This window comes from Gilliamella sp. Pra-s52, assembly GCF_009795805.1.
Lineage (GTDB): Bacteria > Pseudomonadota > Gammaproteobacteria > Enterobacterales > Orbaceae > Gilliamella.
Genome location: NZ_WTEY01000016.1, coordinates 13,412 through 39,324, shown reverse-complemented (window position 1 = coordinate 39,324; position 25,913 = coordinate 13,412). Strand labels below are relative to the sequence as shown.

Sequence of the window (25,913 nt, the reverse complement as noted above, 5' to 3'; positions counted from 1 at the left end):
TATCAATTTTTATCAATCTAGGAAGGTGACGGCAGCTTGCTTTATAGACCGTAATGATAAGCTTTGTCTAATTAGGCATCAGAAGTAAACGAGTGGGATATGTTTTCCTGAAAAAACAGTAAAATAAAAACTTTAATAAAATCAATAGCTTTCCTGAACGATTTTTGAGTGATTAAACTTGCGGTTATTAAATTATTACATCTACAACGTTACTGGTTTGTTAAGTGTTGAAAACTATCTATACTTGTGTAATTAGTTAATTTTTATAAATTTTAGGATGCAATTCAGCATTCATCCCCCCCTAACTCAGGCGTTGCCTGTCACTATTTTGAGCACCCAAACAGCAAATTGACGAAACCATCAATGTCAAAAAGACATTATTTTGGCTAAAAAATCAGTCAGAAAAGATATTGATTTTATTAAAGTTTTTATTTTGCTGTTTTTTACAAAAAACTCACTCAAACCAGATCATTGACGCCATCCTACCCGTTTTGCTTTCCCGACGGTATGAAAAAAACTTGTCTTGTTCAGTATAAGTACAAAAATCACCACCAAAAATTTTAGTTATGCCCATTGCTTGTAAGCGTTGTTTCGCAATTAAATAAAGATCAGCTAGGTATTTTTGTTCAGTAGGATTGATTAATTTAAAAGCGATTTGTGCATTGTGGTCAATTTTTTCAAATTGTTCCTTGACTTCAATACCAACTTCAAACTTTTTAGCACTAATTGCTGGTCCAAGCCATGCGATAATGTTTGACGGTGATGAAGAAAATTTTTTGACGGTTTCTTCTAATATTCCGTTACATAATCCACGCCATCCTGCATGTGCTGCTGCAACTTCGTCCCCCTTAGTTGTACAAAATAAGACTGGCAGGCAATCGGCAGTCAATACAACACTCACTTGTTTGGGTTGATTAGTATACGATCCGTCGGCTTCTACCGTTTGATTAGGGATATTACCTGTTGCCGCTTTTAAGGGATTTTGCGATATGTCTAGCACTATGGTGCTGTGGGTTTGAGTTAACCAATAGGGCTCGCTGGGTATTTGTTCCGCTAGTATAACACGCTGTCGGTTTTGGGTTATATCTTTTAAATTATCGCCAGTTCGACTTCCCATATTTAAGCTCGTAAATGGTGCCAGACTGACACCGCCTATTCGTGTTGTGGTCAAAGCATGGATGTTTTTTGGCGCTATCCAATATGGGAAAATCGACTTTATCATGTTGGTTACCAATCTAGTTCGTCTTTGTGTTGTTCGGTGTCTTCTTGCAAGGCTTGAATTAGCGTTTGCATATCTTGCGGTATTGGAGCATTCCATTGCATAAGCTCGCCTGTAATAGGGTGATACAAACGTAACATGGTTGCATGCAGTGCTTGACGATCAAAATCACGCAAGGTTTGAATAAACGATTCGCTCGCACCTTTAGGGGGTCTTGGGCGCCCACCATAAAGGGGATCGCCAATTAATGGGTGAGCAATATGCGCCATATGTACACGAATTTGGTGAGTTCGACCAGTTTCTAAGCGCAAACGTAAGCGAGTATGTAGGCGGTACTTTTCCATCACTCTGTAATGTGTTACGGCTGGTTTTCCTGTCGGAAATACCGCCATGTGAGTGCGTTTGGTTGGATGACGAGTGATAGGTTGATCAATCGTGCCTCCTGCAGTGATAATGCCCATAGCGACAGCTTCATATTCACGTGTAATTTCACGATGTTGAAGTGCATCAACTAAATGTGTTTGCGCATTAATGGTTTTAGCAACCACCATTAGACCTGTAGTGTCTTTATCGAGTCGATGAACAATACCAGCTCGTGGCACACGAGCTATGTCGGGGTAATAATGTAATAACGCATTTAATACCGTACCATCAGGATTACCTGCACCAGGATGTACGACAAGATCTCGAGGTTTATTGATGACAAGGATATCGTCGTCTTCATAAACAATGTCGAGTTTTATATCTTCTGGCTGGTGATAGGTTTCTTCTTCGATTTCAGCATTGATTATAATTTTTTCACCACCTAGCACTCTTTCTTTGGGTTTATTGACAATAACATCATTAACAGTAACTTTATTATTGACGATCCAATCTTTTATTCTTGAGCGTGAGTAATCAGGAAAAAGCGCTGATAAAGCTTGATCTAAGCGCATTCCTAATTGGGTTTGTTCAATTTCGGTTGATAATTTTAACTTATGCATGTGTAATTTATCTATTTTAAGCTATTATGTTTTAGAGTATTATATACCAATCATGGTCTTTAATGTTTAATTATATTTGGATTGAAAACTGAATGAAATTACGTTTACACTCTTTGTTAGCAATTGTTTTAAGTGGCATGCTAATTGGCTGTACGTCATCCAAACCCGATGTTGAAAATGTACCTGAAATTGAGCTTTATAATAAAGCAAAATCAGACCTTGAAAATGGAAATATTAAATCCAGTATTGCTGTATTAGAGACTATGGACAAGAACTATCCATTTGGTCCTTATTCACAACAAGTACAACTTGATTTGATTTATGCTTATTATAAGTCAGCTGATTTACCATTAGCAATTGCATCAATTGACCGTTTTTTAAAGTTGAATCCAACACACCAAAATATTGATTGGGTTATTTATATGCGTGGTATTTCAAATATGGCGCAAGACGATAATATGATCCAAGGTTGGTTTAACGTTGATCGTTCAGACCGCGATGCTGATTATGCAGCTGCTGCATTTAAGGACTTTACTTATTTAGTATCAAGTTTTCCAAGTAGTCAATATACGGCCGATGCACAAAAACGTCTTGTTTTTTTGAAAAATAGATTAGCACGCTATCAGTTAAAAATAGCTCAGTTTTATACTAAGCGCGGTGCTTATGTAGCGGTAATTAACCGTGTGACTGACATGCTATCGATGTTCCCTGATACCGATTCAACAAAAGAGGCATTGCTATTAATGCGTAATGCTTATAACGAGTTAGGTTTAGTTAACGAAACACATAAAGTTGATCAGCTAATTCAAGCCAATATTGAAAACATGCCAAAACAAGAAGAAAAATCGTTCCTATCACGCTTTACTAGCGTTTTTAATGGCGGTTAGGCTGTTTTAATTTAAATTTCAATCATTATTTTAAATCACATCGATTGCTATTTAATTTTGGTTAAATAGCAATCAAGTAGCGATATCAATATTTTAAATTATTTTTTGCAAGCAAACGTATCATAATGTTTTTTCTTTATTGGCTAATGCTAATGATGAATTTGATAAGTTAATCACAAAACAAACCATCCCTAAAATAAATATTTTTTACCAAACAATTTTTGATACTTCTTTTAGGGGATAACCTCTAGTATGTTCATGACTTTTATATTTACCCTTGCAAGCTTTTTCTATAGCTTCAAATGTAACACAATATTCTTTCTGATAACGATTATTTTAACCAATAGATATTTAAATTTATCATGGCAAAAAATCAATATCGTGATTTATATATTGTTTGTAAAACTTGTCAATAACCAATACAATTAGCAACATATTTTTATTAGCAATAATAGATAGGACATTAACTCGTCATGCAAGAACAATACCGCCCAGATGAAATCGAAGCCACTGTACAAAAACACTGGCAAGAAAATAAAACTTTCCATGTTACAGAAGATCCATCAAAAGAAAAATATTACTGCTTATCGATGCTTCCTTACCCTTCTGGGCGTTTGCATCTTGGGCATGTGCGTAATTATACTATTGGTGATACGATTTCACGTTATCAGCGTTTAAATGGTAAAAACGTTTTACAACCAATTGGTTGGGATGCATTTGGTTTACCTGCTGAGGGTGCTGCTGTTAAAAATAATACCGCGCCTGCAAAGTGGACATATGAAAATATTGCTTATATGAAAAAGCAATTACAACTGTTAGGTTTTGGTTACGATTGGGATCGCGAGGTAACAACTTGTCGTCCAGAATATTACAAATGGGAACAGTGGTTCTTTACTAAGTTATACGACAAGGGCTTAGTGTATAAAAAAACCTCTGCCGTTAACTGGTGTCCTAACGACCAAACTGTTCTTGCTAACGAACAAGTAGTTGAAGGTTGCTGTTGGCGTTGTAGCACACCAGTTGAACGTAAAGAGATCCCTCAATGGTTTATTAAAATTACAGACTATGCCGAAGAGTTACTAAACGATTTAGATACATTAGAAAACTGGCCTGAGCAAGTAAAAACCATGCAACGTAACTGGATTGGTCGTTCTGAAGGGGTTGAGTTTGATTTTGCTGTTGAAAATTATGCTGATAAATTACGTGTTTACACAACTCGTCCTGATACATTAATGGGTGTTAGCTTTGTATCGGTTGCCGCAGAGCACCCTCTTGCACAATTAGCGGCAAAAAATGATCCTAAAATTGCTGAATTTGTTGCTGAATGTAAAAATACCAAAACCGCCGAAGCTGATATGGCTACGATGGAAAAGAAAGGTATTGCGACAGGATTTTATGCAATTCATCCTCTAACAGGTAAAAAAGTTCCAGTTTGGATCGCTAATTTTGTGTTAATTGAATATGGCACAGGTGCAGTAATGGCTGTACCTGGACATGATGAGCGTGATTATGAGTTTGCTTCAAAATATAACTTACCAATTAATCCTGTTATTTTAACGCAAGACGGTAACATACCAGATCTTTCACAACAAGCTTATACTGAACACGGAAAATTATTTAATTCTGGCGAGTTTGATGGTCTTGATTTTGAGCAAGCATTCAATGCTGTTGCCGATAAATTAGTTTCACTGGGTATTGGTCAGCGTAAAGTAAATTATCGTTTACGTGATTGGGGCGTTTCACGTCAGCGTTATTGGGGCGCGCCAATTCCAATGGTAACCCTTGAAGATGGTACAACCATTCCTACGCCAGAAGATCAGTTACCAGTTATTTTACCAGAAGATGTTGAAATGAACGGTATCACCAGTCCAATTAAGGCTGATCCTAATTGGGCAAAAACAACCGTAAACGGTCAACCTGCTCTGCGTGAGACTGATACTTTTGATACCTTTATGGAATCATCTTGGTATTATGCCCGTTATACGTGCCCGAATTATGATAAAGGTATGCTAGATGAAAAAGCAGCAAATTATTGGTTGCCAGTCGATCAGTATGTTGGTGGTATTGAACATGCCATTATGCATTTACTTTATTTTAGATTTTTCCATAAATTAATGCGTGATTTTGGTTTGGTATCGTCAGACGAACCAGCAAAACGTTTACTATGCCAAGGCATGGTATTAGCCGATGCATTTTATTATACCAGCCCAACCAATGAGCGTATTTGGGTATCGCCAACTGAAGTTACCATTGAACGTGATGATAAAGGTCGAATTGCTAAAGCCGTTGATAAACAGGGTAATGAATTAGTTCATGCGGGTATGACAAAGATGTCAAAATCCAAAAATAATGGTATCGACCCACAAGAAATGGTTGAAAAATACGGCGCTGATACCGTTCGATTATTTATGATGTTTGCGTCTCCTGCTGAAATGACACTAGAATGGCAAGAATCTGGCGTTGAGGGTGCTAACCGATTTATTAAACGTGTGTGGCGTTTAGTGTATGAACATGCGCAAAAAGGTCAAACCGCTAAACTTGATGTTGCTGCTTTGGATAGTGAACAAAAAGCATTACGCCGTGAGTTACATAAAACCATTGCGAAAGTGAGTGATGATATTGGACGTCGTCAAACGTTTAATACTGCTATTGCCGCTGTCATGGAGTTTATGAACCGCTTACAAAAAGCATCACAAGAAACCGAGCAAGACCGCGCCCTAATGAACGAGGCATTAAACGCAATTGTTCGTTTGCTTTACCCAATGATGCCACACGCTTGTTTTGTGATGTGGCAAGCTTTAGGCCATAATGAATCGATTGATGATACTACTTGGCCTGTTGCTGACGAGGCGGCAATGATCGAGGACGAAAAACTCATTGTTGTACAAATTAATGGTAAAGTCCGTGGCAAATTTACAGTACCTGCTGATGCAGATCAGGATTTTGTTGTGTCACAAGCAAAACAAGAACCGAATATTCAAAAATACTTGAGCGATGTTGCTATCCGTAAAGTAATTTATGTTCCAGGTAAACTGTTAAATTTGGTTGTTGGTTAATATTGTTTGATAACTAAATTTAGGCGGTTATAGATATGAAAAAGTATTTAGCTTTATTGATGTTATTGGCAATATCCTTAACAGGATGTGGATTTCATTTACAGCATGAGACAGAAGTCCCTGAGCGATTTAAGACGCTCTCTTATATAAGTTATGATCCTTATGGACGACTGTCTCGTGAAATGAAAGAATTATTACACGATAACAAAGTAACGCTAACGAGTAATACGACTGAAAAAGTGCCATCATTAAGGATGTTAAGCGAAAACCTCAGTCGCAATACAATTTCGATTTATCAAGATGGTAAAGCGGCTGAATATCAATTAGTGTTAACGGTTGAAGCACAAGTTGTTATCGCAGGTCAACAAACATACCCAATTAATGTTCGAGTCTTTAGGACTTTCTTTGATAATCCATCGGAGGCATTAGCAAAAACAGTCGAACAAGATTTGATTGAAAATGAAATGTTTAAACAAGCTGCTAAACAAGTTATTCGTAAATTAAAATCGATTGATACGGTAAATTAACGTTGTCATGATTAAAATTAATGCTGACCAAATTAGCCATAAATTAGGATCACCCTATTATTTAATTTTAGGTAGTGATCCTTATTTACAAAATCACGTTCAAACAGAGTTACGAAAAGCCTTTACCCATGCGGGATTTGATGAGCAACTGACGTTTGTAATTGATAATCAAACTGACTGGGCGGTCATTTTGGATAGTTGCCAAGCAATGAATCTATTTTCAAACAATACTTTGATTTTGCTTGATTTTGGTGATAGCGCATTAAATGCAGGTACTAGTGCCAAACTCAATACGCTAAGTGAGGTTTTAACACCGGATATTGCACTAATAATTACGCTCAATAAAATTACAAAATCACAAGAAAACGCTACTTGGTATAAAACACTATCAGATAAGTTAGTCGTGGTTAATTGTACAACACCAGATACTTTGCAATTACCACAATGGATTAAAAACCATTTACAGCAACAACAAATAACCATTGAACCAAAAGCAATTGAGTTACTTTGTTACTATTATGAAGGGAATTTATTAGCATTAACACAGGTTATTGCACAATTAAAATTGTTGTATCCAGACCAAAACATTTCTTATGATCAAGTTGAAAGCAATATTAACGATTCTGCCATATTTACGCCCTTTCATTGGACTGATGCAATGCTTGCAAATAAAACTAAGCGAGCTATTCATATTTTACAACAGCTAAAAATAAATGAGTTTGAGCCGTTATTTTTATTACGGATTATTCAACGTGAGTTAATATTGTTAATTAATTTAAAAAAAGGTTTGCAACACAAATCATTGAAACAAACCTTTGATGAGTATAAAGTTTGGCAAAATAAAAGAACGATTTATACAAACTATCTAAATCGTTGCGATCTTAAAAGCCTGTTTCATTTACTCGCAAAATTGACCGAAATTGAAATTAGCTTAAAGCATGATAACCAAGTGCAAATATGGGATGCTATATTTAGTTTATCCATGCAATTTATGGGTTTAGATAAATGTTAACTGCGTTATTAGGCGGAACCTTTGATCCGATCCATTATGGACACCTTCGCCCTGCTATTTCATTAGCTAATGAAATTGGTTTAAAACAAATTCGTTTGTTGCCTAATCATATTCCTCCCCATAAACCACAACCAGAAGCTAATACAGAGCAACGTTTAGCAATGTTATCATTAGCTATTGAAGATTTACCTTTATTTGCATTAGATGTAAGTGAGATCTTACCCGAAACATCGACTCGCCCGTCTTATACTATTGAAACCCTACAAGCATGGCGACGCAAACATGGTAATCAAAATCCGCTAGCATTTATAATGGGACAAGATTCACTACTAGGATTGCCAACTTGGCATAAATGGCAAACGTTGCTTAATTATTGTCATTTGCTAATTTGCCGCCGACCAGGTTATGCTGACAAGACTGATAATGCAACATTACAACAATGGATTGATACGCACCAAACCACCAATGTAAAAAATTTACACGACTCACCATATGGTTATATCTATTTGGCGCAGACACCGCTTGAGAATATTTCGGCAACAGAGATCAGACAAAATATCAACAACTCACAAAGTTGTAAAAATTTGCTACCACCTAAAGTTTGGCAATATATTCATACACAAGGACTTTATGGTACAAAGAAAAAGTAGAAAGAACTTTACATCTGACAGTTTTTTCGGCATTATTTCGCCGCTGTGTTTATATATTTTAAATTCAGTTTTTTGTGTTTATATTTAACTTTGCTAAATCATCAAATAACACACTAATAAGATGATATAAAAGCATCATTCTTGTTTTGTTATTGTACGCTTAGCGTGATAAGGTAGATGAGTCAGTTAAATATATTTAATTTGTATTTATTATTAAGAGGCCCCAATGGCAAAAGAAGATAACATTGAAATGCAAGGTACCATACTTGATACACTTCCAAACACGATGTTTCGTGTTGAACTTGAAAATGGTCATGTCGTTACGGCACATATTTCTGGTAAGATGCGAAAAAACTACATTCGTATTTTAACAGGCGATAAAGTTACTGTTGAAATGACACCTTACGATCTATCTAAAGCACGTATCATCTTCCGTAGTCGCTAATATCGTTATCAAAATAAACGAGTTTAAGTTATATAACGGTTTATTTTCTCTTTTTTAATAAAAAATCCGTCGACCCTAGTCGACGGAAAGAGAAAGAGATTAAACGACACGAATGAATTATTCTTCTTTAGAAAAGTCCATCTGTTCGTATTTAACCCATTTTGTCTTCTTCACTATTTTGTAACCAAAATAAATCATCAAAAATAGTGGTATACCAATATAAGTAGCTATTACGCCATTCCAATCAATGGTATCTTGTAAAAAAGCTTCGTAATTTTGCCCAAGAGTGATAATTAGGCATAATACAAAGGCAAAAATAGGACCAAATGGGAAAAAACTTGAACGATATGGTAACTGATTAATATTATTACCTTGCATTATGTAACCTTTTCTAAAGCGATAATGACTGATGGCAATACCAAGCCAAGCAATAAATCCTGTCATGCCTGACATATTTAGTAACCATAAATAGACTTGCTGATCTTTGTACATAGAAGTTAAAAAACAAAGCATAGCCACAAATGTTGTTGCCAATAACGCTACGCGTGGCACGCCCGAAGATGACAATTTAGCAAAGATTTTAGGCGCTTTACCTTCTTTGGCAAGTGCATAAAGCATACGCGTTGAAGCATAAAGTCCTGAGTTACCTGCTGATAATACCGATGTTAAAATAACAGCATTCATAAATGCCGCCGCTGACAATAATCCCGCATTTTGAAACACCAAAGTAAATGGACTGACACTAATATCGGTTTCATCATTACGTAATAAATTAGGATCAGTATAAGGAATGATCAAGCTAATGACTAAAATCGCAAAAATATAAAATAATAATATTCGCCAAAATACTTGGCGCATAGCTTTAGGTATATTTTTTTCTGGATCTTTTGATTCACCAGCGGCAATCCCAATAAGTTCTGTGCCTTGGAATGAAAAACCAACCACCATCGCCACGCCAATCATTGCTGAAAATCCACCAGCAAAAGGGGCTTCCTCAATAGTCCAATTTTTCCAGCCTGCCCCTTCAGCACCATGAAAAATACCAATAATCATTAATAAACCAACCACAATAAAAATAATAACTGTGACAACTTTAATTAATGAAAACCAAAATTCAGCTTCACCAAAACCTTTAACTGAAATGTAGTTTAGGCAAAAGATAATGCTTAAAAACAAAAAACTCCATAACCAACTATAAGCCCCTGCATCAAACCAATAAGAGATGACTAACTGAGCAGCAACTAAGTCTACAGCAACAGTAATTGCCCAGTTGTACCAATAATTCCAGCCGATAGCAAAACCAAAGGCTTCATCAACATAACGTGCACCATAAGTAGCAAACGTGCCTGAAACAGGTAAATAAGCAGCTAGTTCACCCAAACTAGTCATTAAAAAATACACCATTACACCAATAACAGCGTATGAAAGTAATGCACCTCCAGGACCAGCTTGTGCAACTGTTGCACCCGATGCAACAAATAGCCCCGTACCAATTGAGCCACCAATAGCAATCATTGCTAAATGACGTGCTTTTAAATCTCGTTTTAATTTATTTTTCATAGTTACTTCTTCTGTCTAAAAGGATTAAGCTTGATAATAAATTAGTCAATTATTTGATATGCTTATAAAGCAATTAATGACCAAAAATCGAACTTAAAATTATTGATATTTATCATTTTCTAATGAAGTGCGAGAAGTTTATCAAAAAAAATATAGTGCGAGATAAATAATTCTAATAATTGAATTGGTTTGTTAAATTTAAGCAATACCTAGCCTTTAGTTAACTGTTCTAATTGAGTTAAATAATTCAATGCTTGTGCTTGATTATTGCCACACATCTCAACACAAGGTTTTAAATGACCGCATACGGTTGGCCTTGATGGATGCAAAAATAATTTGCATTGATAATTATCGTCTAAATGAATACAAGCCACACCAGCTGGCTTTCCTTTAGGCATGCCAGGGATAGGCGATGAAATTGAAGGGGCAATACAACAAGCTCCACAGTTTTTTCGACATATTGCTAAATCTGTCACGATATTTCCTTCATTTTAAGGATAACCAATAAATTTTGATGGTGACAATAGCAAGTTAGCGGTAAAATAGCGAGCTAATTTTTTAACCTTTCTATTAATTGTGAAGAATAAATATTATGGCTAAAGCAAATGAAATAAAACGTGGCGATGCTGTCACTTATAATGGCAAATTATTATTGGTTAAAGACATCGATGTACAAAGCCCAAGCGCACGAGGAGCTAGCACGCTTTATAAAATGCGTTTTACCGATGTCAAAAATGGTGGCAAAGTGGAAGAGCGCTTTAAGGGCGATGACATTCTTGATACGATTGAACTATCACGCCGTCCTGTTAGCTTTTCGTATATTGATGGCGACGAATACGTGTTTATGGATAACGAGGACTACACACCATTTACTTTCAAAAAAGAACAAATTGAAGAAGAACTCTTATTTATTCCAGAAGGTGGAATGGATGGAATGCAGGTATTAATGGCTGATGATGAAGTTATTGCATTAGAATTACCGCAAACCGTTGATCTAGAAATTATTGAAACCTCGCCAAGTATTAAAGGTGCTTCAGCAAGTGCACGAACCAAGCCGGCTACCTTATCAACAGGGCTTGTTATTCAGGTTCCTGAATATATTGATAACGACGAAAAAGTCAAAGTTCATATTGCTGAACGCCGTTACATGAGCCGAGCTGAATAACCAATAAAATTGTGATGAATACATATAATCAAAATAAACTACACAAACGATTGCGTCGCTTAACTGGCGAGGCAATCGCTGACTTTAATATGATCGAAGAAGGTGATCGTATTATGGTTTGCTTATCAGGTGGTAAAGATAGTTATACTTTGCTTGATATTCTTATTAACTTAAAAATCAGCGCACCAGTACATTTTGACCTAATAGCGGTTAATTTAGATCAAAAACAACCGGGATTTCCTGAACATGTATTGCCTGAATACCTAAATTCGTTAGGCATTGAATATAAAATCGTGCAAGAAAATACCTACGGCATTGTCAAAGATAAAATTCCTGAAGGAAAAACAACTTGCTCACTTTGCTCACGACTACGCCGAGGCATTTTATATCGCACAGCCACCGAACTTGGTGCAACTAAAATTGCCCTTGGACATCATCGTGACGATATTTTAGAAACGCTCTTTTTAAACATGTTTTATGGTGGCAAGCTCAAAGCAATGCCACCTAAATTAATGAATGATTCAGGCGAACATATCATTATCCGTCCACTGGCTTATTGCAAAGAAAAGGACATTGCTAAATATGCCGAAATTAAGCAATTTCCAATAATTCCTTGTAACCTTTGTGGCTCGCAACCAAACTTACAAAGGCAAGTGATTAAAGAGATGCTTAATGAATGGGATAAAAAATTCCCGGGACGAATTGAAACCATGTTCCGTGCCACACAAAACATTACCCTATCCCATCTTTGTGATACTAATTTGTTTGATTTTAAAGGCATTAAAAAAGGTGATCTTGCCGTGAATGGTGGTGATATCGCTTTTGACCGTGAAGATATCAAACCGATTGTAGGCTTTGATAGCTCAGATCTTGAAGATCAAGATTTGATTTTATGGAAAGAAGCAAAATAGTTGCTAAGTATTACATATACTCAAACTATTTTCTCATCAATGCCACTAATGTGGCATTGTTTTTTATATTCTCTAAATTTTTTAAATCAATGAGATAGTAAAATAAACTATTAAAATAAAAGTCAATGAATTACGTTAACCACTTTTGCCAACTTTGATTAACTATTTGTGTTTCTTGCTTAAACGGCGTACCATTCACCGTGCTTGGTAATAATTGCAATGCAAGTTGATGGATTTTATTGCGCATATCAATATAAGCTTGTGTTAGTTGCTGTGCCTCATGACTATCAATAATTTGATATTTTGTTGCGAGCTCTAAAATACGAACATTATCACTCCATTTTGTCATTTGGGGATGCAGGTAAGCATAATTAAGCACCAAATACTGTGATAAAAATTCAATATCACCAATTCCACCCTCATCAATTTTTAAGTTAAATGAATTATCTTGTGTGCTACCTAGATGTGCTCGCATCTTTTCGCGCATTTCACGCACTTCTTTTTTTAATACAACTTCATCACGCTTTTTACAAAGTACATTATGACGAATTTGATTAAAACGATCGATTAATTCGGCTTCACCATATACAGCTCTGGCTCGTACTAAAGCTTGATGTTCCCATGTCCACGCTTCATTTATTTGGTAATCTTCGAACGCATCTAAACTACAAGCAAGAAGCCCTGCATCACCTTGAGGGCGGAGTCTTACATCAACTTCATATAAAATACCAAAGCTAGTACGTACATTAAATAAATGAATAATACGTTGTACAAGGCGCAAATAAAATTGACGACTATCGATCTGCTTATCACCATCGGTGACACTATTAACAGGACAATCATGTAAAAAAACCAGATCGAGATCCGAACCATAACCCAGTTCCCAACCGCCTAATTTACCATAGCCAATTACCACCAAGCCTTTATGATTATCAGCCAAATGCTCAGGCTTGCCATAACGAGCAATCATTTGATTCCATGCCATTTGCACTACAAAATCTAATAAAGCTTCGGCTACATAAGTTAGATGATCGCTAACTTTCATAGTAGTTAACACATGCTCAACATCGGCAGCTGCTATATGCAGTAATTGCATCTGCTTAAATTGGCGTAAAGCTTCAAGTTGTTGTTCTTCATCATCCACTTCAATACGCAATAAATATTGATAAAGCTGGCTTTTATATTCATTTGGAGCAACAGTCTGATAAAGCGAATTGATATCAATAAGCTCATCTAACAATATAGGGTAATGAGCCAGTTGATCACTAATCATTGGCGAAGCACTACATAAACGAATTAATTGCTTCAAAGCGGTTGGATATTCAAGTAACAGTTCTAAATAAGTAGTACGACTAACAATATTAACAAGTAACGGCAAAATTCTTGATAACACGATTGTTACTTGCTTTTCACTACAGATAGATTCTAATAAACGTGGCATTAATTGATCGAGTATTTCACGCCCCCGTACACCAATTGTACGTTTACCAATATCATCACGAAATTGTATTAGCATTTGATGGATCTGTGAGGCTTGTGTTTCTGAATAATTGGGTAACACGGCACTGACATCACTTATTTGAAGATCTGGCACCCAAAGATCGTCAAATTGATCATTATAAGACTTGGTTGTTGAAGCAGATTCTGATTCATTTTCGCCAATAAGTTCATTAAAAATTTGGCGATTACATTGCATTCGCACTGATAATTCTTGTTCAAAATCATGCCAATGATTAAAACCCATGCTTGTTGCTAAACGAGCTTGGTCCAGTGCATTATCTGGCAAAGTTTGGGTCTGTTCGTCGGCAATAGCTTGTAGAAGATTTTCACAACGACGTAAAAACAGGTAATTTTCTCGTAATAACGATACTTCATTCGATGCAAGTAGCGATTCTTGTTCAATCACATTAAGTGCATTTAATAGCGAACGAGTTTGCAACCCTACTACTCGCCCGCCACGAATAAGCTGAAAAACTTGCACAACAAACTCTATTTCACGAATCCCACCAGCGCCAAGTTTGATGTTATTTTTTAAACCACGACGACGCACTTCACGTTCAATCATGCTTTTCATATTACGCAATGATTGTAAAACACTAAAATCGATATAGCGACGATAAACAAAAGGCTTCAACATTTGATACAGTTCACCTACATAAGGGGCGTTCTGATCACCAAGAACTTTGGCTTTAACCATAGCATAACGTTCCCAATCTCGACCTTGCTCTTGATAATAATCTTCCATAGAAGAAAAGCTCAGAACTAAAGGCCCCCCATCACCAAGCGGACGTAAACGCATATCTACACGATACACAAAACCATCTTCGGAAATTTGATCGAGCGCTTTAATTAAGCGTTGACCTAATCGAGTAAAAAAGACAGCATTATCTAATTCTCGCCGACCACCTTTTGTTTGCCCATGTTCTGGATAAGTAAAAATCAAATCAATATCGGACGAAAAGTTCAGCTCCCCACCGCCCAACTTACCCATACCTAAAATCAGCAGTGGCTGCGCCTGACCTTGAGCATTACAAGGTGTTCCCCACTCTTTGCAACTAAGCTCATAAAGCCAATCGCGAGCTGTAACAATAATCACCTCGGCCAATTCGGTCAATTGCAATAAAATCTGCTCATCATGACTTATTTTAGCCAATTGTGACCACTCAAGGCGCACTAACATAAAATGCCGAAACAGCCTAAGCGTTTTCATAAAAATAGCTTCATCCGTCACATCTGCTAATTGTGCATCTAACCAAGATTGATAAAATTGCCGTTCATCGGCTTGCGGTGGGTTTTGTACTATATCGGCAAACCAATTAGGGAATCGACAAAACGCATCGACCAAAAAATCACTCTGCACCAAAATATCAAGGTGAGCTTGCACTTGAGCCAGATTGCATTGTTCAAGTTGAAGGGCGACTTTTTGCTTTTGTTGTTCAAACAAAGAAGAAAACGACGAGTTAAATTCTGACATGGGCAAGCTCTCTTAGAATTCATTCACAATAATAAAAATCAGTGATAGCTAATAAATAATTATATTTAGACTGACATATTTTGATAATTTTTATCCATTTTACCAAATAGTAGTTTAACCGCTATCCTCATCAATACACAGCTTGAAATAAGTAAAATAACTACGATCATAAAACAAATCATTATTATTTCTAAGTCACTTATTTTGTGCCAATATTTCAAATAATTTATTAATGAAATACTAAAAATGACTAATACGATCAATAATAAACAATTTAATAGAAGATTTAATAGAAAAATGCCTATTGAACTAAAAACAAGCTTTTTAAAAGCGATAGTTTCCGTTACGCCAGTAAAACATCGTCTTAACAAAAAATAACCAAGCAAATTCACAACTGATAAAAATACAGTTAAACCAACTATATCAATAATGATTTTTCTAAAACTGTAATAACTGTAATACATATCTTCATATAAAAAAATTAGCGCAAATAATGCAGTAAGAAAATAGCAGTTATAAAGTGCTATAAATAAACCTAAATGTAGTTGTTGGCTCTCGTTTTGAGTTAATGCATTGTCGTTATGCATATAACTTTTATTAAACAATTTGATGCTAAAGCAAGTTAACAATACTATAAAAAAATAACCTATTGTTATCTTTAAAAGATTAGTTATATAGTTAGGAAAAAAGAAATATATATTGAGATTTAAATATTGTCGTCCAGCCTGCATCCACTCATAAATATAGGGGTAACAATACAATCGGCCAACAATATCGCCTAATGTAATTAATGCGGCAATAAATAAGCTATTGATGATATTTTTTTGATTGATTTGATTAATAGCATATTTATTCAATATCAATGTGGAAGTCGTAAATAGTACAAATGAACTAGGCGACTGTAAAAAGAAATTGGGTAATATTTGTTCAATAAATTTTATAATAATCTGATAGATTGTCATATCTGACGATATAAAAAAATAATCATCAAATCCAACACAATAAGTAACAACAAAAACAATATTAAATACCCAATAAAATAAAACGAGTAATAAAGGTAATTTAAAAAATGACGTTTTCATCTCTATATCCTTATATTTATACGTTCGTTTTATTTATTGCAATAATTAGCATTAGTTTGAGCTTCGTATTTATCTCACTAAAAGCAAATTCTTTTACAGAATTAATAACCAACAATGCCGCTTGCCATTGAGCAAACTCCGGCTCGTTAAAAAGTAGTTTATTGGTTAACTGATCATTTACCTGATTTAAAGTTTGCTTGTAGTATTCTAAATCATTCACTTCTAACGCATATTCTTCGTTTTGTTGCCAAAACTCAAGCAATTTAGGCAAATCACATTGAATTGAAAGCGCATAAGCGCACTTTTTAGGTGCTAAATTATTCAATAATCGATACCCCCTAGAAGCTTTGCTTTGTGAAAATAGATGTAAATTAAATCGACTTAGCTCAATCGCAAAATTAAGTAAATCGTGTGTATTGCCTTGCTTGATTTCAAGTTCAACTTCCTTAATGGAGATAGATTGATTATTTGAACTAATTTGCCCTTGATCTAACGCAACTTCAATTTCACTACTTGCAAACGAAATTAACCACGCTTGCCGCTCAAAATCGGTGGTAAACAAAGGCAGTAAATTCCGTTGTAGCTCAGCAATATCACAGTCATTTGGCAAAGCATGGCAAGGTAATACAGTTAAATCAGGAACAGAATCTGGCAAATCGACATTAAATTCAGCACGCTCATGCAACCCCGCAATCGATTTTTTGTCACGTTTTAATGTGATTTCAAAACGTTTTACTAAACCATCATCCCCCCCTCTTACACGTAGCCCACAACCATGATTACGCAGGTAATAATCACTAGTATCGTAATAAGTATTGGTCAAATTTTGTTTGGTAACACAGCGTTTTGTTGATGATAATGCTGACGATGCCGAAAATTCGGCCTCGTCACAATCAGCCCATTGATCTAAATAATATTTTAAACTGGCAATATCGTTGGTATTGATTTCAAATTTTAATTCGATTTCGTTACTCATTGTTCTGTTTTATATTGGTTATTTTGCTATATCATATCTTGAATATTTGAAGAAATATACTTAAACATGTACTAAGTCATAGGATAATAGTTGATTTTGGTTGAAAATAGTTAAATAAAAACTTTAATAAAATCAATACCTTTCCTGACCGCTTTTTTGCGGTTACATTCTGTAATCCTGAGTGTGCTTTTATTGGTTTTGTGGGTTTGTTAGTTGTTGGCGTTTAATGCTAATTATGCAAGTGATTGATTTTGTTTGAAAATAACCAAATAAAAACTTCAATAAAATCAATACCTTTCCTGACCACTTTTTGGAGGGTTTTTGCAGTTTTTTTATAAAAAAGTGACTCATAAAAGCCACTCAAGGTTATGTTGTTGTCTTGTTTCGGCGTCGGAATGTGCCGAAAACAGAGTGAGGTTAGCACGCCAAACAGGGATGTTTGGTGAGGCTATTCTCCGTCTGGAACAAATTTGGACATCTGAGCACAGCGAAGATGGCCTCGTAGAGGCGAGTATCAGGCGTAGCCGTAGGCCACATTCTGTAGCCTTACGAGGGGTTTTTAGGGGATTTAGCAAAAAATCCCCTAAATTGCATTAGCTCAAACTTAATCTGACACACACCTATTACTCATCGGTCTTTATTTTAATAAAATGCGTGTCCAATAAGCAAAATAAATTCTCCGATTGCTTTTCCTTAACCAATCCTTTTGCATCACTCCATGTTTGCCAGGACTTGTTCGCTGTCAAAGAAAACAAGGACTTTAGCAAAAGCGAGTCTGGAATAGGTATCAATGAATGTTTGTTGGTATATTTTTCCTATGCTTTTAATATGCCCCACATAATAGGTGGATAGGCTACACTAACTCATACAACTTTTTTAGGGGTAAGGTAAACTTAACTCTAAAAAGGAAAAAATGATGAATCAACAAAAACGCGTACGACGCTCTTTCAGTGCTGATTTCACAGCACAAATGGTTAAACTCTATCAGCAAGGAAAATCGCGTAGTGAATTGGTCAAGCAATACGACTTGACACCTTCCGCTTTAGACCGCTGGGTAAGCCAATCTAGTCAAAGCGGTTCTTTTAAGACCAAAGATGATCGCACGCCAGAAGAAAATGAACTGATTGCTTGACGAAAAGAGCTTAAGCAACTGCGGATGGAAAACTATATCCTAAAGCAGGTTGCACTGATAATGGCACGAAAATCAAAATCCTGAAAGCCAACCAGCATCGTTATGCTGTAGCGGCATTATGTCGCTGCTTAGGGATATCCAGACATTATGCCTATTATCGGTGCAAAACCACTAAACGGAAATTGGTTGCCCATTACACTGATAAAATATTGACTATTTTTAAACGCAGCTATCAATCCTATGGAACCAGACGCATTCATATTGCTTTACAACAAGCAGGTATCAGAGTTTCTCGTCGTTACATTGCCCGAGTAATGAAATCGCTATCATTGGTATCAAAGTATACGATTAAACATTATCGAGAGTATCAAACAGCAAGCAATAGCGCAGTCACAGCTAATCATTTACAACGCCAATTTGATGTAGGTAGCAAACAGCAGATTTAGTGATGTCTGCATTAAGCCAGATTAAGCAACCGCTGTCATCATTACATCTGTTTCATTCAGATAGAGGAAAGGAGTTTGATAATCAATTGCTAGATAAGTGTTTTAATACATTTAATATACAGCGTTCACTAAGTAAAAAGGGATGTCCGTATGACAATGCAGTGGCAGAGGCAACATTTAAAAGCATTAAAACTGAATTTGTTAAAGGGGAAAAATTCATGACGACTGAAGAATTAGAACAAACCTTTGCGGCTTATGCTTATTGGTACAATCATAAACGATTACATTCATCGTTAGGCTATTTGCCTCCGGTAGAATTTAACAAACGGCTACCCCTTAATTTGTTGTTTGAATAGGTGTTGCCATTCCAATTTTCTATTTGAATTTTGTACTAAGTTTGAGTTATTTACAATTAAAACACAGCATTTTTATCCCAGATGAAATGTGCTACAGGAATCCATTTGTGGTCTTTTTCTTCAAACCAAACAGTGAGGTTTTCTTTATTACTACTAGCCCATGTTATTTCCCTAATTTTTATATCTCTGCTCCTCATTTCTTTTTGTGTAAATTGATTGGATAGTCTTGCTCTAAATTCGGTAATAAAACCGTCTTTTTTACCCAGAATAAAAATTTCATCCCATAAGGGGGGATATCTTTTTATCAGGCTATCTACATGTGTTTGTTCTATCAGATTAAAATTGATAAATTTTTCCATAGTATCTCTATTAGTTCTATTTAACTCTTTATTAACTACTATGTGATTCTCCTGATTATTCTCTTCTATTACTTTAATTTTATTGCACGAAGATAGTAGCAGAATAAATAATATATTGAATATATATTTTTTCATAATTTTATATTATATAAAAAGTTGTATTAGGTAGCATGGCATTTAGCTGGTTTAGAATATAATCTAAATGACGTTTCCGTAATTCATTTCCTACATTCATTATGCTGGAGTAATCCAGCTTGAAGCCCCCATTAATGTGATTATCATTGTGGTATTCATCTGAATGTCCAATGATTGGAATATTCCCCACAGTGTGCCCAAATTCATAAGCAATAGGAAATTGATAATAATCTTTCAAACCAAAATAACCCCTATAGTTTGATTTAATATCTTCAGTATCTAAGCTAATTATTCTTTGACCCCAGATTACATAACTTGTTTCAAAACCCCCAGGAGCTATTTTGATTACATTTACTGTCCAGTGAGGATTTGTTAATACCCATTTGATGTCAAAAATTACGGTAAAAATACTATTCTTATGTTTTACAGCAAAGTTAGATAGTCCCTTAATTTTTAACTTAAAATAATTTCCCCAAATTTTGCTAATAAGAATATCAGCAGATTGATGGAATTTTCTTTTTTCCCATATGGTCTAAGGAGTAGCTCGGGTAAACCAGTTATATTGCCATTTTTCCTGAACAAGAATGGTATTTCTGTCTTCTTCTATGAAGATATCCATTTTTTCCGTTCTTTTAATAGTATTCATAAATAGAAGTTTAGTATCATTTTAATTTAAATATTTAAATTTCAAAAAGCAAAATATATCTAACTTTAGAATTAATACCTATTCTTGAGTGTATGCCATAATTGATATTTTTGTAAAGTAATGAAACTATTAGTATGGTTTAATTGAATTGTTATCTGACTGGTTTGTTACTGAGCAGCCGCACTGTAACTATCCCCTAAAATAGTACAGCATAAAAGTAGAAAATTCTCTTAACTAACCCACAGAGGATTTAATCATGAAAAAAATGTCTGAACATCAAATCATAGCTATTTTAAAAGAAGCGGAAGCTGGTGTCCCCGTTAAAGAACTTTGTCGTAAATAGGGCATGGGTAATTCAACTTTCTATAAATGGCGGGAAAAATACGGCGGAATGGAAATTTCAGATATCAAACGCTTAAAGGAGCTTGAGGCTGAAAACCGTAAGCTTAAACAGATGTTTGCCGAACTAAGCTTAAAATCCCAGCTTCAGGATGAAATTATAAAAAAGTTTTAGTATCCACTCACGCAGGTAAAGCCTGAGCTTTGGAGCTACAAGAAAATCATTCTGTTACTATTGCTATGAGTTGTGCCATTGTTGGTTTAAGCCGTTGTGCTTACTACTATCAACCTAAGTTACTGGATGATTCGGAATCGTGTCGGTACTCTATGCGATCACAGACTGGCATTTACGCTGGGGCTTTCCTAAATGCTTTAATCGTATCAGAAAGCTTGGCAGTTATCAGTGAAATCATGTACGTGTGTATCAGGTATATTGTGAATTAAAGCTTAATCTGAGGGTAAAGCGTAAACAACGCATTCCTCCACGAAGCCCGGAAAGGCTATCAGCACCCAATAAACAAGGTGAATGCTGGTCAATGGATTTTATGAGTGACAGCAGTCGCAATCAACGCTGGTTTAGAATTTTCAATGTGATAGATGACTTTAATCACGAGGCGCTAGGCATTGATATTGCGGTCAGTTTACCTGCTGGCAGGATTACCCGTTATCTTGATAAACTGACTGAATATCATGGTTATCCACGCAAAATACGAGTAGATAATGGACCGGAATTCACCGGAAACACCTTTACTAATTGGGCAAAAACATATGGTATAACCATAGATTATATTCAACCAGGCAGTCCATATTAAAACGGGTATATTGAACAATTTAACCATTCGTACCGTACAGAGATATTGGATTTATATCTATTTAATCATCTGGAACAGACAAGGAAGGTAACCGAAGAATGGCTAACAATTTATAACACCGAAAGACCGCATGAGGCATTAAATAATATGACGCCGATTGAGTATAAAACCCTAAAACAAGTAGCATGATTTTCTACTTGAATCTTGTACTAATTATGGGGTATTTACAATTGTGTTAGAACGAATGCCGATGAGTAGATAGTGTCTGTCAGATTAAGTTTAAGCTAGTACAAATAAAGACTATAGTATTTTTAATTTTTCAGTTAACTCTTTTATACATGTGTCTGCCATTTTTTTGTATTTTATAGAAATTTCTCCTGAATACTTCTCATCAACCATTTTTTCAAATTCTTGAAATGTGCCGAAAAAATCATTCATTTGAATAGCGAATCCGTCATTAACCCAACAAGCAAAAATTATTTGTGGGTTATCTTCGCAGTTTTTGCGATAAGCTATATTTTGTATTTTATCTAAATATAAACCGGTGCCAACAGATAAATTATCAGGTAATATTTTGATTTTTGAGTATTTTAAATCCAAATCACCCTTAATGGAAAAATTTTCAGGTAATGCTTCTATTTCAGTAAATCCTAAATATAAACTACTTCCAATAAATAAATTTTCAGGTAATACTTTGATTTTTGTCATTGTTAAATTTAGATCACCTTTAACAGATAGGCTTTCCGGTAATGCTGTAATTTCTGTATTCGCTAAATTTAGACTACCACTAATAGAAAAATTTTTAGGTAGTGCTTCAATTTTTGTATGAGTTAAAATCAAATCACCATTAATAGATAAGTTCTCAGGTAATGCTTTAATTCCTCTGTTTCTTAAATTTAAATTACCATCAACAGTGATTTTATTGTCTTGAATGAGATACTTTATACCTTTTTTATTTAGTAATTCTAAAAATTTCTTCATAATCTCTCTATTTAGCAATAAAAACTGCTTTAATTAGGCTGTATTAATGCGATTGACAATAGTAAATCTTATTATTACAGTTTTATTAATCTAAAAAATCATCATTTTCAAGGTAATAAATAATAGCATCTAATAAATCTTCTTTTGTAGCATTAGGATGATGATCTAATTTATTGTCAATAATATCTAAAAAAGTTTGATACTCTAGCCAATCTCGGTATTTGTCAGGGTAGTTATCACACAACTCACTCATTTCATCATCATCAGTTTCAGGAAGGTAAAAAGTACCTTCTCTTATGTCCTTTTTTGTATTACCTATCTTAATATTGGTAAATAAAAAATACCATAATTCAGGACGATCTTTATAAATGGTTAATAGCCCATTGATACCTTCAATAATTTTCATTCATAATCTCCAATTATTATTTACGACAAATTGTACCACCACCCCATTTTTTGCGACCACCAGAACCATCAGGGTGATATATTTTATGATATTTATTGTGATCTTTTCGATCAACTAAGCTTAATGTTCCTTCTTTCTTTATTTTCATGATGCCATGTCATCCCTGGTAAAGGTTTACTTGTAAAACGACCAGTCCTGCTCGGCTGTACATGCTCCACAACTCCCGGATATTTAGTTTGCATTTCTCTCTTAAAAGCAGGATCACGCTGTATTCGTTCATAAACAGATTGATTCCCTCGCCTAAAATGCTCAGCATCAGATAGACCATATTCTGAAGAATCTAATATGTGCTCGTGGAATACGTGATATTTTCCCAAGCCACGAGTCCCTTCTCCAGCATACCATCCCCACGGATCAATCCAAGTCAACCCATTAGGCGCATACTGATACAGATTCAAACCACCCAGCAGCCCAATCGGGTCTGGCTGGGTAAAGCGTCCTATATCCGGATCATAGTACCTAAAGGTATTGTAATGCAAGCCAGTCTCCCTGTCTAAATACTGCCCCTGATATCTGAGGTTTTGTTCTATGGATTCATGTTCGATTTCATGAATCCATTTTCATCGGTCAGTTCTTCTGGACAGCCATTCAGGTCGGTGTGGTAGTAGCGTATCTGTTCAGCTTCATCTCCTCTTCGGTCTATACGCGCCAGTGGTTCGTAGCTGTTCTGGTCGGTGTAGAGATAGACGCTTTGCTGTTTGTCGTAGTGGGTTTCCTGCAATAGTCTAAGCCCGTCCCACAGGAAGCGGGTGCGGTTGCGGGGGTTGCCGCCGCGGTCGAGTTGATGTTTTTCGATACGTCGGCCAAGGGCATCGTACGGCATTATTGCAGACGAGGTGCATACTGCACTTGATAGCTGGGATGAGGAAAGACTTGGTATGGCTAACGAAATGCTATTTTTTATTAATGATCTTTATATTAAGTATTTCGGTGTTGGATTTATGAAGATTGTCGAAAAGAAACCATCAGAGTTAAATAAATAAACAATATTCCCCAATGGGGGAATACCCCTTTAATGAATTAACGCCAAATTTGGCGAAAAATATTTAAGGTGAACGATGAATATTAATGAACATTATATGACTTGGGATGATGTTTGCCTTGTGGTAAATAGGACTAAACCCACTATTTGGAGGTGGGTACAAAAAGGCGCATTCCCAAAACCTAAATATAGAAAAGCGGACGGTCTATTAATAGGCTTTGCTCGTAACGAAATTGAACATTATTGTAGAACTGGCGAAGTCCTGCAACAGAAATAGCACCAAAACCATCTACCCCTCCTATGACAAATCTCTACAAAGCTCAAAATTGAGCTTTGCCTTTCATATAAATAACCTGCATTCATAAAAAGGCAAAAATAAATGCTAAAACCCAACTTAAGCAGTAACTTAAGCAGTTAAATTTTATAAAACATTGGAAATTGATTTAAGTTGTTGATTTTAATGGCGTCCCCTACAGGATTCGAACCTGTGACCTACGGCTTAGAAGTGCCTTAATATACCAAAATATATTAATTGAAAAACCTTAATAACACTAGAAATGACAAGGGCTAGCCAAAATTTCAATTAGTAGATTTTAATAGATTTTAGTATATATTAATAGATATTCACGTCACAAATTGGTCACACTACGTTATTGCGATCCGCTTCCCAACTTTCCACTTCAAATTCACACTCCCCAAAATATTAGTTTATGATGAATAAAACTAACTAATCTTACATAACATGATAACAATAAACTACACACTACCAATTTACATAAGAATGACGCCCGAAGATTACGAAATAGAACTATCGGGCGAGTGCTACATTATCAACAGCGACGACGAGCACAATTTTGTGCTCTATCAAACGCTGAAATCACAATATGATATCGCCGATTTTGTGATGCTAGCAGACGCTGTTGAGTATTGTAAGTTGAAGATTGATTGTGTTATCTTGAGCTTATAACTGGTTTACCTTTTTTGTTTGCGACTATCTCGTAGCCAGCTGCTTGTTTCTCCAACAAATTTTTATATTCAGATTGTGTTATTTCAATAGCATCATCGGGGATATTAGTATGTATAACGTCAAAATAAAATCCCATGGTTGATTTACTAAAATATATTTTCATATTAATGTCCTATTATTTCGTAATGAACAGTGAGTGACGCACCAAGCACTGGCGTAGTAATAGCAACTGTAAATCTTGACGGGCTTCCATTTAAGTTCGCTGTCGCAAATGTACCGAACATGACAGATTGAAGATCCATCGTTCCGCACGCCATTGTAACATTCACAGAGTCCGAGTTGTGAGGAAATGCTATTGGTAATAGTATTTGATGATAGTTTGTATAATATTTCGTGCCGTTAATTATAACAGCATTGTAATCTCCGACAGGAGGTAATTGAACAGTTCCCCATTGGCGAATTAAGCCACTTGGCATGATTTCAAAACCCGGGTTACCGATCCTCGTGTTAAAGTCGCTTTTAGATAATGCGCCGACATCGGCAGCACTTAACGATATATCTCCATGTAATTGTTTTCCATTTATTTTCTGAGTTTTCTGAGCTGCATTATTCGTAGCGTGCCATTTCGCTTGTCCTGCTAAGTCGTACGCATATTTAACAGCTAATGATGTCGCCGCTTCGGTCTCTGATGTGCTGTTTGTTGATGAACTAAGTTTTACTCTGCCCTTTTTTGACGTAGTTGCATCAATATTTGCATCCCATTTCGCTTGTCCTGCTAAGTCGTACGCATATTTAACAGCTAATGATGTCGCCGCTTCGGTCTCTGATGTGCTGTTTGTTGATGA

29 protein-coding genes and 1 pseudogene are annotated in these 25,913 nt (G+C 35.6%); 16 read left to right on the top strand and 14 right to left on the bottom strand.

Annotated elements, in window-relative coordinates; all coding sequences use genetic code 11:
* Positions 1-454: 454 nt before the first annotated feature.
* Positions 455-1,219: a peptidoglycan editing factor PgeF gene (gene pgeF, locus GQ594_RS10245; RefSeq protein ID WP_160412778.1), complete on the bottom strand. Its 765-nt coding sequence runs from the start codon at positions 1,217-1,219 to the stop codon at positions 455-457.
* An 8-nt stretch (positions 1,220-1,227) separates the two neighbouring features.
* Positions 1,228-2,202, bottom strand: a complete 975-nt coding sequence (gene rluD, locus GQ594_RS10240; protein WP_160399988.1) for a 23S rRNA pseudouridine(1911/1915/1917) synthase RluD — start codon at positions 2,200-2,202, stop codon at positions 1,228-1,230.
* A gap of 92 nt (positions 2,203-2,294) precedes the next feature.
* On the opposite strand from rluD, the gene bamD reads away from it, so the two are divergent.
* From bamD to infA, 6 genes are all read left to right on the top strand, one after another.
* A complete protein-coding gene (bamD, locus tag GQ594_RS10235; protein ID WP_160412709.1) occupies positions 2,295-3,089 on the top strand; it encodes an outer membrane protein assembly factor BamD in 795 nt (264 codons plus the stop codon).
* A gap of 473 nt (positions 3,090-3,562) precedes the next feature.
* Entirely contained in the window at positions 3,563-6,145 is a 2,583-nt protein-coding gene (gene leuS, locus GQ594_RS10230) for a leucine--tRNA ligase (protein ID WP_160412711.1), read from the top strand.
* 35 nt (positions 6,146-6,180) lie between these two features.
* Positions 6,181-6,672, top strand: a complete 492-nt coding sequence (lptE, locus tag GQ594_RS10225; RefSeq protein ID WP_160412713.1) for an LPS assembly lipoprotein LptE — start codon at positions 6,181-6,183, stop codon at positions 6,670-6,672.
* Between the two features lie 7 nt (positions 6,673-6,679).
* Positions 6,680-7,684: a DNA polymerase III subunit delta gene (holA, locus tag GQ594_RS10220; protein ID WP_160399992.1), complete on the top strand. Its 1,005-nt coding sequence runs from the start codon at positions 6,680-6,682 to the stop codon at positions 7,682-7,684.
* The gene (gene nadD / locus GQ594_RS10215; RefSeq protein ID WP_160412715.1) at positions 7,678-8,334 is read left to right on the top strand and encodes a nicotinate-nucleotide adenylyltransferase; all 657 of its coding nucleotides are present in this window, start codon (positions 7,678-7,680) and stop codon (positions 8,332-8,334) included. The genes holA and nadD overlap by 7 nt, the downstream gene beginning before the upstream one ends.
* A 226-nt stretch (positions 8,335-8,560) precedes the next feature.
* Positions 8,561-8,779: a translation initiation factor IF-1 gene (gene infA, locus GQ594_RS10210; RefSeq protein WP_025315083.1), complete on the top strand. Its 219-nt coding sequence runs from the start codon at positions 8,561-8,563 to the stop codon at positions 8,777-8,779.
* A 117-nt stretch (positions 8,780-8,896) separates the two neighbouring features.
* Here infA and GQ594_RS10205 read toward each other — a convergent pair whose 3' ends face one another.
* Both GQ594_RS10205 and GQ594_RS10200 read right to left on the bottom strand, forming a co-directional pair.
* Positions 8,897-10,339, bottom strand: coding sequence for an amino acid permease (locus GQ594_RS10205; protein WP_160399994.1), 1,443 nt, complete (start codon positions 10,337-10,339; stop codon positions 8,897-8,899).
* A gap of 209 nt (positions 10,340-10,548) precedes the next feature.
* Positions 10,549-10,815 (bottom strand): YkgJ family cysteine cluster protein, encoded by a 267-nt coding sequence (locus GQ594_RS10200; RefSeq protein WP_202112569.1) that lies wholly within the window; start codon positions 10,813-10,815, stop codon positions 10,549-10,551.
* A gap of 116 nt (positions 10,816-10,931) precedes the next feature.
* Between GQ594_RS10200 and yeiP the strand changes: the two genes are divergently transcribed.
* Together yeiP and ttcA are read left to right on the top strand one after the other, a co-directional pair.
* Positions 10,932-11,504, top strand: a complete 573-nt coding sequence (gene yeiP / locus GQ594_RS10195; protein WP_160412717.1) for an elongation factor P-like protein YeiP — start codon at positions 10,932-10,934, stop codon at positions 11,502-11,504.
* Positions 11,505-11,518: 14 nt separating this feature from the next.
* Positions 11,519-12,415: a tRNA 2-thiocytidine(32) synthetase TtcA gene (gene ttcA, locus GQ594_RS10190; protein WP_160399996.1), complete on the top strand. Its 897-nt coding sequence runs from the start codon at positions 11,519-11,521 to the stop codon at positions 12,413-12,415.
* A 130-nt stretch (positions 12,416-12,545) separates the two neighbouring features.
* Here ttcA and glnE read toward each other — a convergent pair whose 3' ends face one another.
* The 3 genes from glnE to GQ594_RS10175 form a co-directional block, all read right to left on the bottom strand.
* Complete coding sequence (gene glnE, locus GQ594_RS10185; protein WP_160412719.1) at positions 12,546-15,389, bottom strand: bifunctional [glutamate--ammonia ligase]-adenylyl-L-tyrosine phosphorylase/[glutamate--ammonia-ligase] adenylyltransferase; 2,844 nt, start codon at positions 15,387-15,389, stop codon at positions 12,546-12,548.
* A gap of 65 nt (positions 15,390-15,454) precedes the next feature.
* The gene (locus GQ594_RS10180; protein ID WP_160412721.1) at positions 15,455-16,471 is read right to left on the bottom strand and encodes a hypothetical protein; all 1,017 of its coding nucleotides are present in this window, start codon (positions 16,469-16,471) and stop codon (positions 15,455-15,457) included.
* Positions 16,472-16,487: 16 nt separating this feature from the next.
* Positions 16,488-17,447, bottom strand: a complete 960-nt coding sequence (locus tag GQ594_RS10175) for a CYTH domain-containing protein (protein ID WP_160412722.1) — start codon at positions 17,445-17,447, stop codon at positions 16,488-16,490.
* Between the two features lie 916 nt (positions 17,448-18,363).
* Between GQ594_RS10175 and GQ594_RS10170 the strand changes: the two genes are divergently transcribed.
* From GQ594_RS10170 to GQ594_RS10160, 3 genes are all read left to right on the top strand, one after another.
* Positions 18,364-18,579, top strand: coding sequence for a transposase (locus GQ594_RS10170; RefSeq protein WP_160412724.1), 216 nt, complete (start codon positions 18,364-18,366; stop codon positions 18,577-18,579).
* A 209-nt stretch (positions 18,580-18,788) separates the two neighbouring features.
* Complete coding sequence (locus GQ594_RS10165) at positions 18,789-19,025, top strand: IS3 family transposase (protein ID WP_160412726.1); 237 nt, start codon at positions 18,789-18,791, stop codon at positions 19,023-19,025.
* A 2-nt stretch (positions 19,026-19,027) separates the two neighbouring features.
* Complete coding sequence (locus tag GQ594_RS10160; protein WP_160412728.1) at positions 19,028-19,381, top strand: IS3 family transposase; 354 nt, start codon at positions 19,028-19,030, stop codon at positions 19,379-19,381.
* Positions 19,382-19,437: 56 nt separating this feature from the next.
* On the opposite strand, the gene GQ594_RS10155 is transcribed toward GQ594_RS10160, so the two are convergent.
* Positions 19,438-19,740, bottom strand: coding sequence for a hypothetical protein (locus tag GQ594_RS10155; RefSeq protein ID WP_160412730.1), 303 nt, complete (start codon positions 19,738-19,740; stop codon positions 19,438-19,440).
* 1,127 nt (positions 19,741-20,867) lie between these two features.
* Here GQ594_RS10155 and GQ594_RS12495 point away from each other — a divergent pair.
* From GQ594_RS12495 to GQ594_RS12490, 3 genes are all read left to right on the top strand, one after another.
* The gene (locus GQ594_RS12495) at positions 20,868-21,035 is read left to right on the top strand and encodes a transposase (RefSeq protein WP_160412732.1); all 168 of its coding nucleotides are present in this window, start codon (positions 20,868-20,870) and stop codon (positions 21,033-21,035) included.
* Between the two features lie 244 nt (positions 21,036-21,279).
* Positions 21,280-21,672: a DDE-type integrase/transposase/recombinase gene (locus tag GQ594_RS10145; RefSeq protein WP_337189491.1), complete on the top strand. Its 393-nt coding sequence runs from the start codon at positions 21,280-21,282 to the stop codon at positions 21,670-21,672.
* 9 nt (positions 21,673-21,681) lie between these two features.
* Complete coding sequence (locus GQ594_RS12490) at positions 21,682-21,861, top strand: integrase core domain-containing protein (RefSeq protein WP_442903537.1); 180 nt, start codon at positions 21,682-21,684, stop codon at positions 21,859-21,861.
* 111 nt (positions 21,862-21,972) lie between these two features.
* Here the strand turns inward: GQ594_RS12490 and GQ594_RS10135 are convergent, their stop codons facing one another.
* The 4 genes and pseudogenes from GQ594_RS10135 to GQ594_RS12485 form a co-directional block, all read right to left on the bottom strand.
* Complete coding sequence (locus GQ594_RS10135) at positions 21,973-22,653, bottom strand: hypothetical protein (protein WP_160412739.1); 681 nt, start codon at positions 22,651-22,653, stop codon at positions 21,973-21,975.
* A gap of 85 nt (positions 22,654-22,738) precedes the next feature.
* Positions 22,739-23,059, bottom strand: coding sequence for a DUF7716 domain-containing protein (locus GQ594_RS10130; protein WP_160412741.1), 321 nt, complete (start codon positions 23,057-23,059; stop codon positions 22,739-22,741).
* Between the two features lie 16 nt (positions 23,060-23,075).
* Positions 23,076-23,207: an HNH endonuclease gene (locus GQ594_RS12065; RefSeq protein WP_202112570.1), complete on the bottom strand. Its 132-nt coding sequence runs from the start codon at positions 23,205-23,207 to the stop codon at positions 23,076-23,078.
* Positions 23,208-23,463: 256 nt separating this feature from the next.
* Positions 23,464-23,936, bottom strand: a pseudogene (locus GQ594_RS12485) (RHS repeat-associated core domain-containing protein); the annotation flags it as partial.
* 19 nt (positions 23,937-23,955) lie between these two features.
* On the opposite strand from GQ594_RS12485, the gene GQ594_RS10120 reads away from it, so the two are divergent.
* Complete coding sequence (locus GQ594_RS10120) at positions 23,956-24,102, top strand: hypothetical protein (protein WP_160412743.1); 147 nt, start codon at positions 23,956-23,958, stop codon at positions 24,100-24,102.
* 741 nt (positions 24,103-24,843) lie between these two features.
* On the top strand, positions 24,844-25,068 hold the full coding sequence (locus GQ594_RS10115; RefSeq protein ID WP_160412745.1) for a hypothetical protein: 225 nt from the start codon (positions 24,844-24,846) through the stop codon (positions 25,066-25,068).
* Here the strand turns inward: GQ594_RS10115 and GQ594_RS10110 are convergent.
* Together GQ594_RS10110 and GQ594_RS10105 are read right to left on the bottom strand one after the other, a co-directional pair.
* Complete coding sequence (locus GQ594_RS10110) at positions 25,052-25,231, bottom strand: hypothetical protein (RefSeq protein WP_160412747.1); 180 nt, start codon at positions 25,229-25,231, stop codon at positions 25,052-25,054. The genes GQ594_RS10115 and GQ594_RS10110 overlap by 17 nt on opposite strands.
* Position 25,232: 1 nt before the next feature.
* Positions 25,233-25,913, bottom strand: a 681-nt coding sequence (locus tag GQ594_RS10105; protein ID WP_202112606.1) for a phage tail protein, incomplete at its 5' end; no start/stop codon positions are given.

Coding starts and splice junctions, on each gene's coding strand:
- rluD (WP_160399988.1), bottom strand. CDS start 2,202: ATGCATAAGTTAAAATTATCAACCGAAATTGAACAAACCCAATTAGGA.
- bamD (WP_160412709.1), top strand. CDS start 2,295: ATGAAATTACGTTTACACTCTTTGTTAGCAATTGTTTTAAGTGGCATG.
- leuS (WP_160412711.1), top strand. CDS start 3,563: ATGCAAGAACAATACCGCCCAGATGAAATCGAAGCCACTGTACAAAAA.
- lptE (WP_160412713.1), top strand. CDS start 6,181: ATGAAAAAGTATTTAGCTTTATTGATGTTATTGGCAATATCCTTAACA.
- holA (WP_160399992.1), top strand. CDS start 6,680: ATGATTAAAATTAATGCTGACCAAATTAGCCATAAATTAGGATCACCC.
- nadD (WP_160412715.1), top strand. CDS start 7,678: ATGTTAACTGCGTTATTAGGCGGAACCTTTGATCCGATCCATTATGGA.
- infA (WP_025315083.1), top strand. CDS start 8,561: ATGGCAAAAGAAGATAACATTGAAATGCAAGGTACCATACTTGATACA.
- GQ594_RS10205 (WP_160399994.1), bottom strand. CDS start 10,339: ATGAAAAATAAATTAAAACGAGATTTAAAAGCACGTCATTTAGCAATG.
- yeiP (WP_160412717.1), top strand. CDS start 10,932: ATGGCTAAAGCAAATGAAATAAAACGTGGCGATGCTGTCACTTATAAT.
- ttcA (WP_160399996.1), top strand. CDS start 11,519: ATGAATACATATAATCAAAATAAACTACACAAACGATTGCGTCGCTTA.
- glnE (WP_160412719.1), bottom strand. CDS start 15,389: ATGTCAGAATTTAACTCGTCGTTTTCTTCTTTGTTTGAACAACAAAAG.
- GQ594_RS10180 (WP_160412721.1), bottom strand. CDS start 16,471: ATGAAAACGTCATTTTTTAAATTACCTTTATTACTCGTTTTATTTTAT.
- GQ594_RS10175 (WP_160412722.1), bottom strand. CDS start 17,447: ATGAGTAACGAAATCGAATTAAAATTTGAAATCAATACCAACGATATT.
- GQ594_RS10170 (WP_160412724.1), top strand. CDS start 18,364: ATGAATCAACAAAAACGCGTACGACGCTCTTTCAGTGCTGATTTCACA.
- GQ594_RS10160 (WP_160412728.1), top strand. CDS start 19,028: ATGTCTGCATTAAGCCAGATTAAGCAACCGCTGTCATCATTACATCTG.
- GQ594_RS10155 (WP_160412730.1), bottom strand. CDS start 19,740: ATGGAAAAATTTATCAATTTTAATCTGATAGAACAAACACATGTAGAT.
- GQ594_RS12495 (WP_160412732.1), top strand. CDS start 20,868: ATGGGTAATTCAACTTTCTATAAATGGCGGGAAAAATACGGCGGAATG.
- GQ594_RS10135 (WP_160412739.1), bottom strand. CDS start 22,653: ATGAAGAAATTTTTAGAATTACTAAATAAAAAAGGTATAAAGTATCTC.
- GQ594_RS10130 (WP_160412741.1), bottom strand. CDS start 23,059: ATGAAAATTATTGAAGGTATCAATGGGCTATTAACCATTTATAAAGAT.
- GQ594_RS12065 (WP_202112570.1), bottom strand. CDS start 23,207: ATGAAAATAAAGAAAGAAGGAACATTAAGCTTAGTTGATCGAAAAGAT.
- GQ594_RS10115 (WP_160412745.1), top strand. CDS start 24,844: ATGATAACAATAAACTACACACTACCAATTTACATAAGAATGACGCCC.
- GQ594_RS10110 (WP_160412747.1), bottom strand. CDS start 25,231: ATGAAAATATATTTTAGTAAATCAACCATGGGATTTTATTTTGACGTT.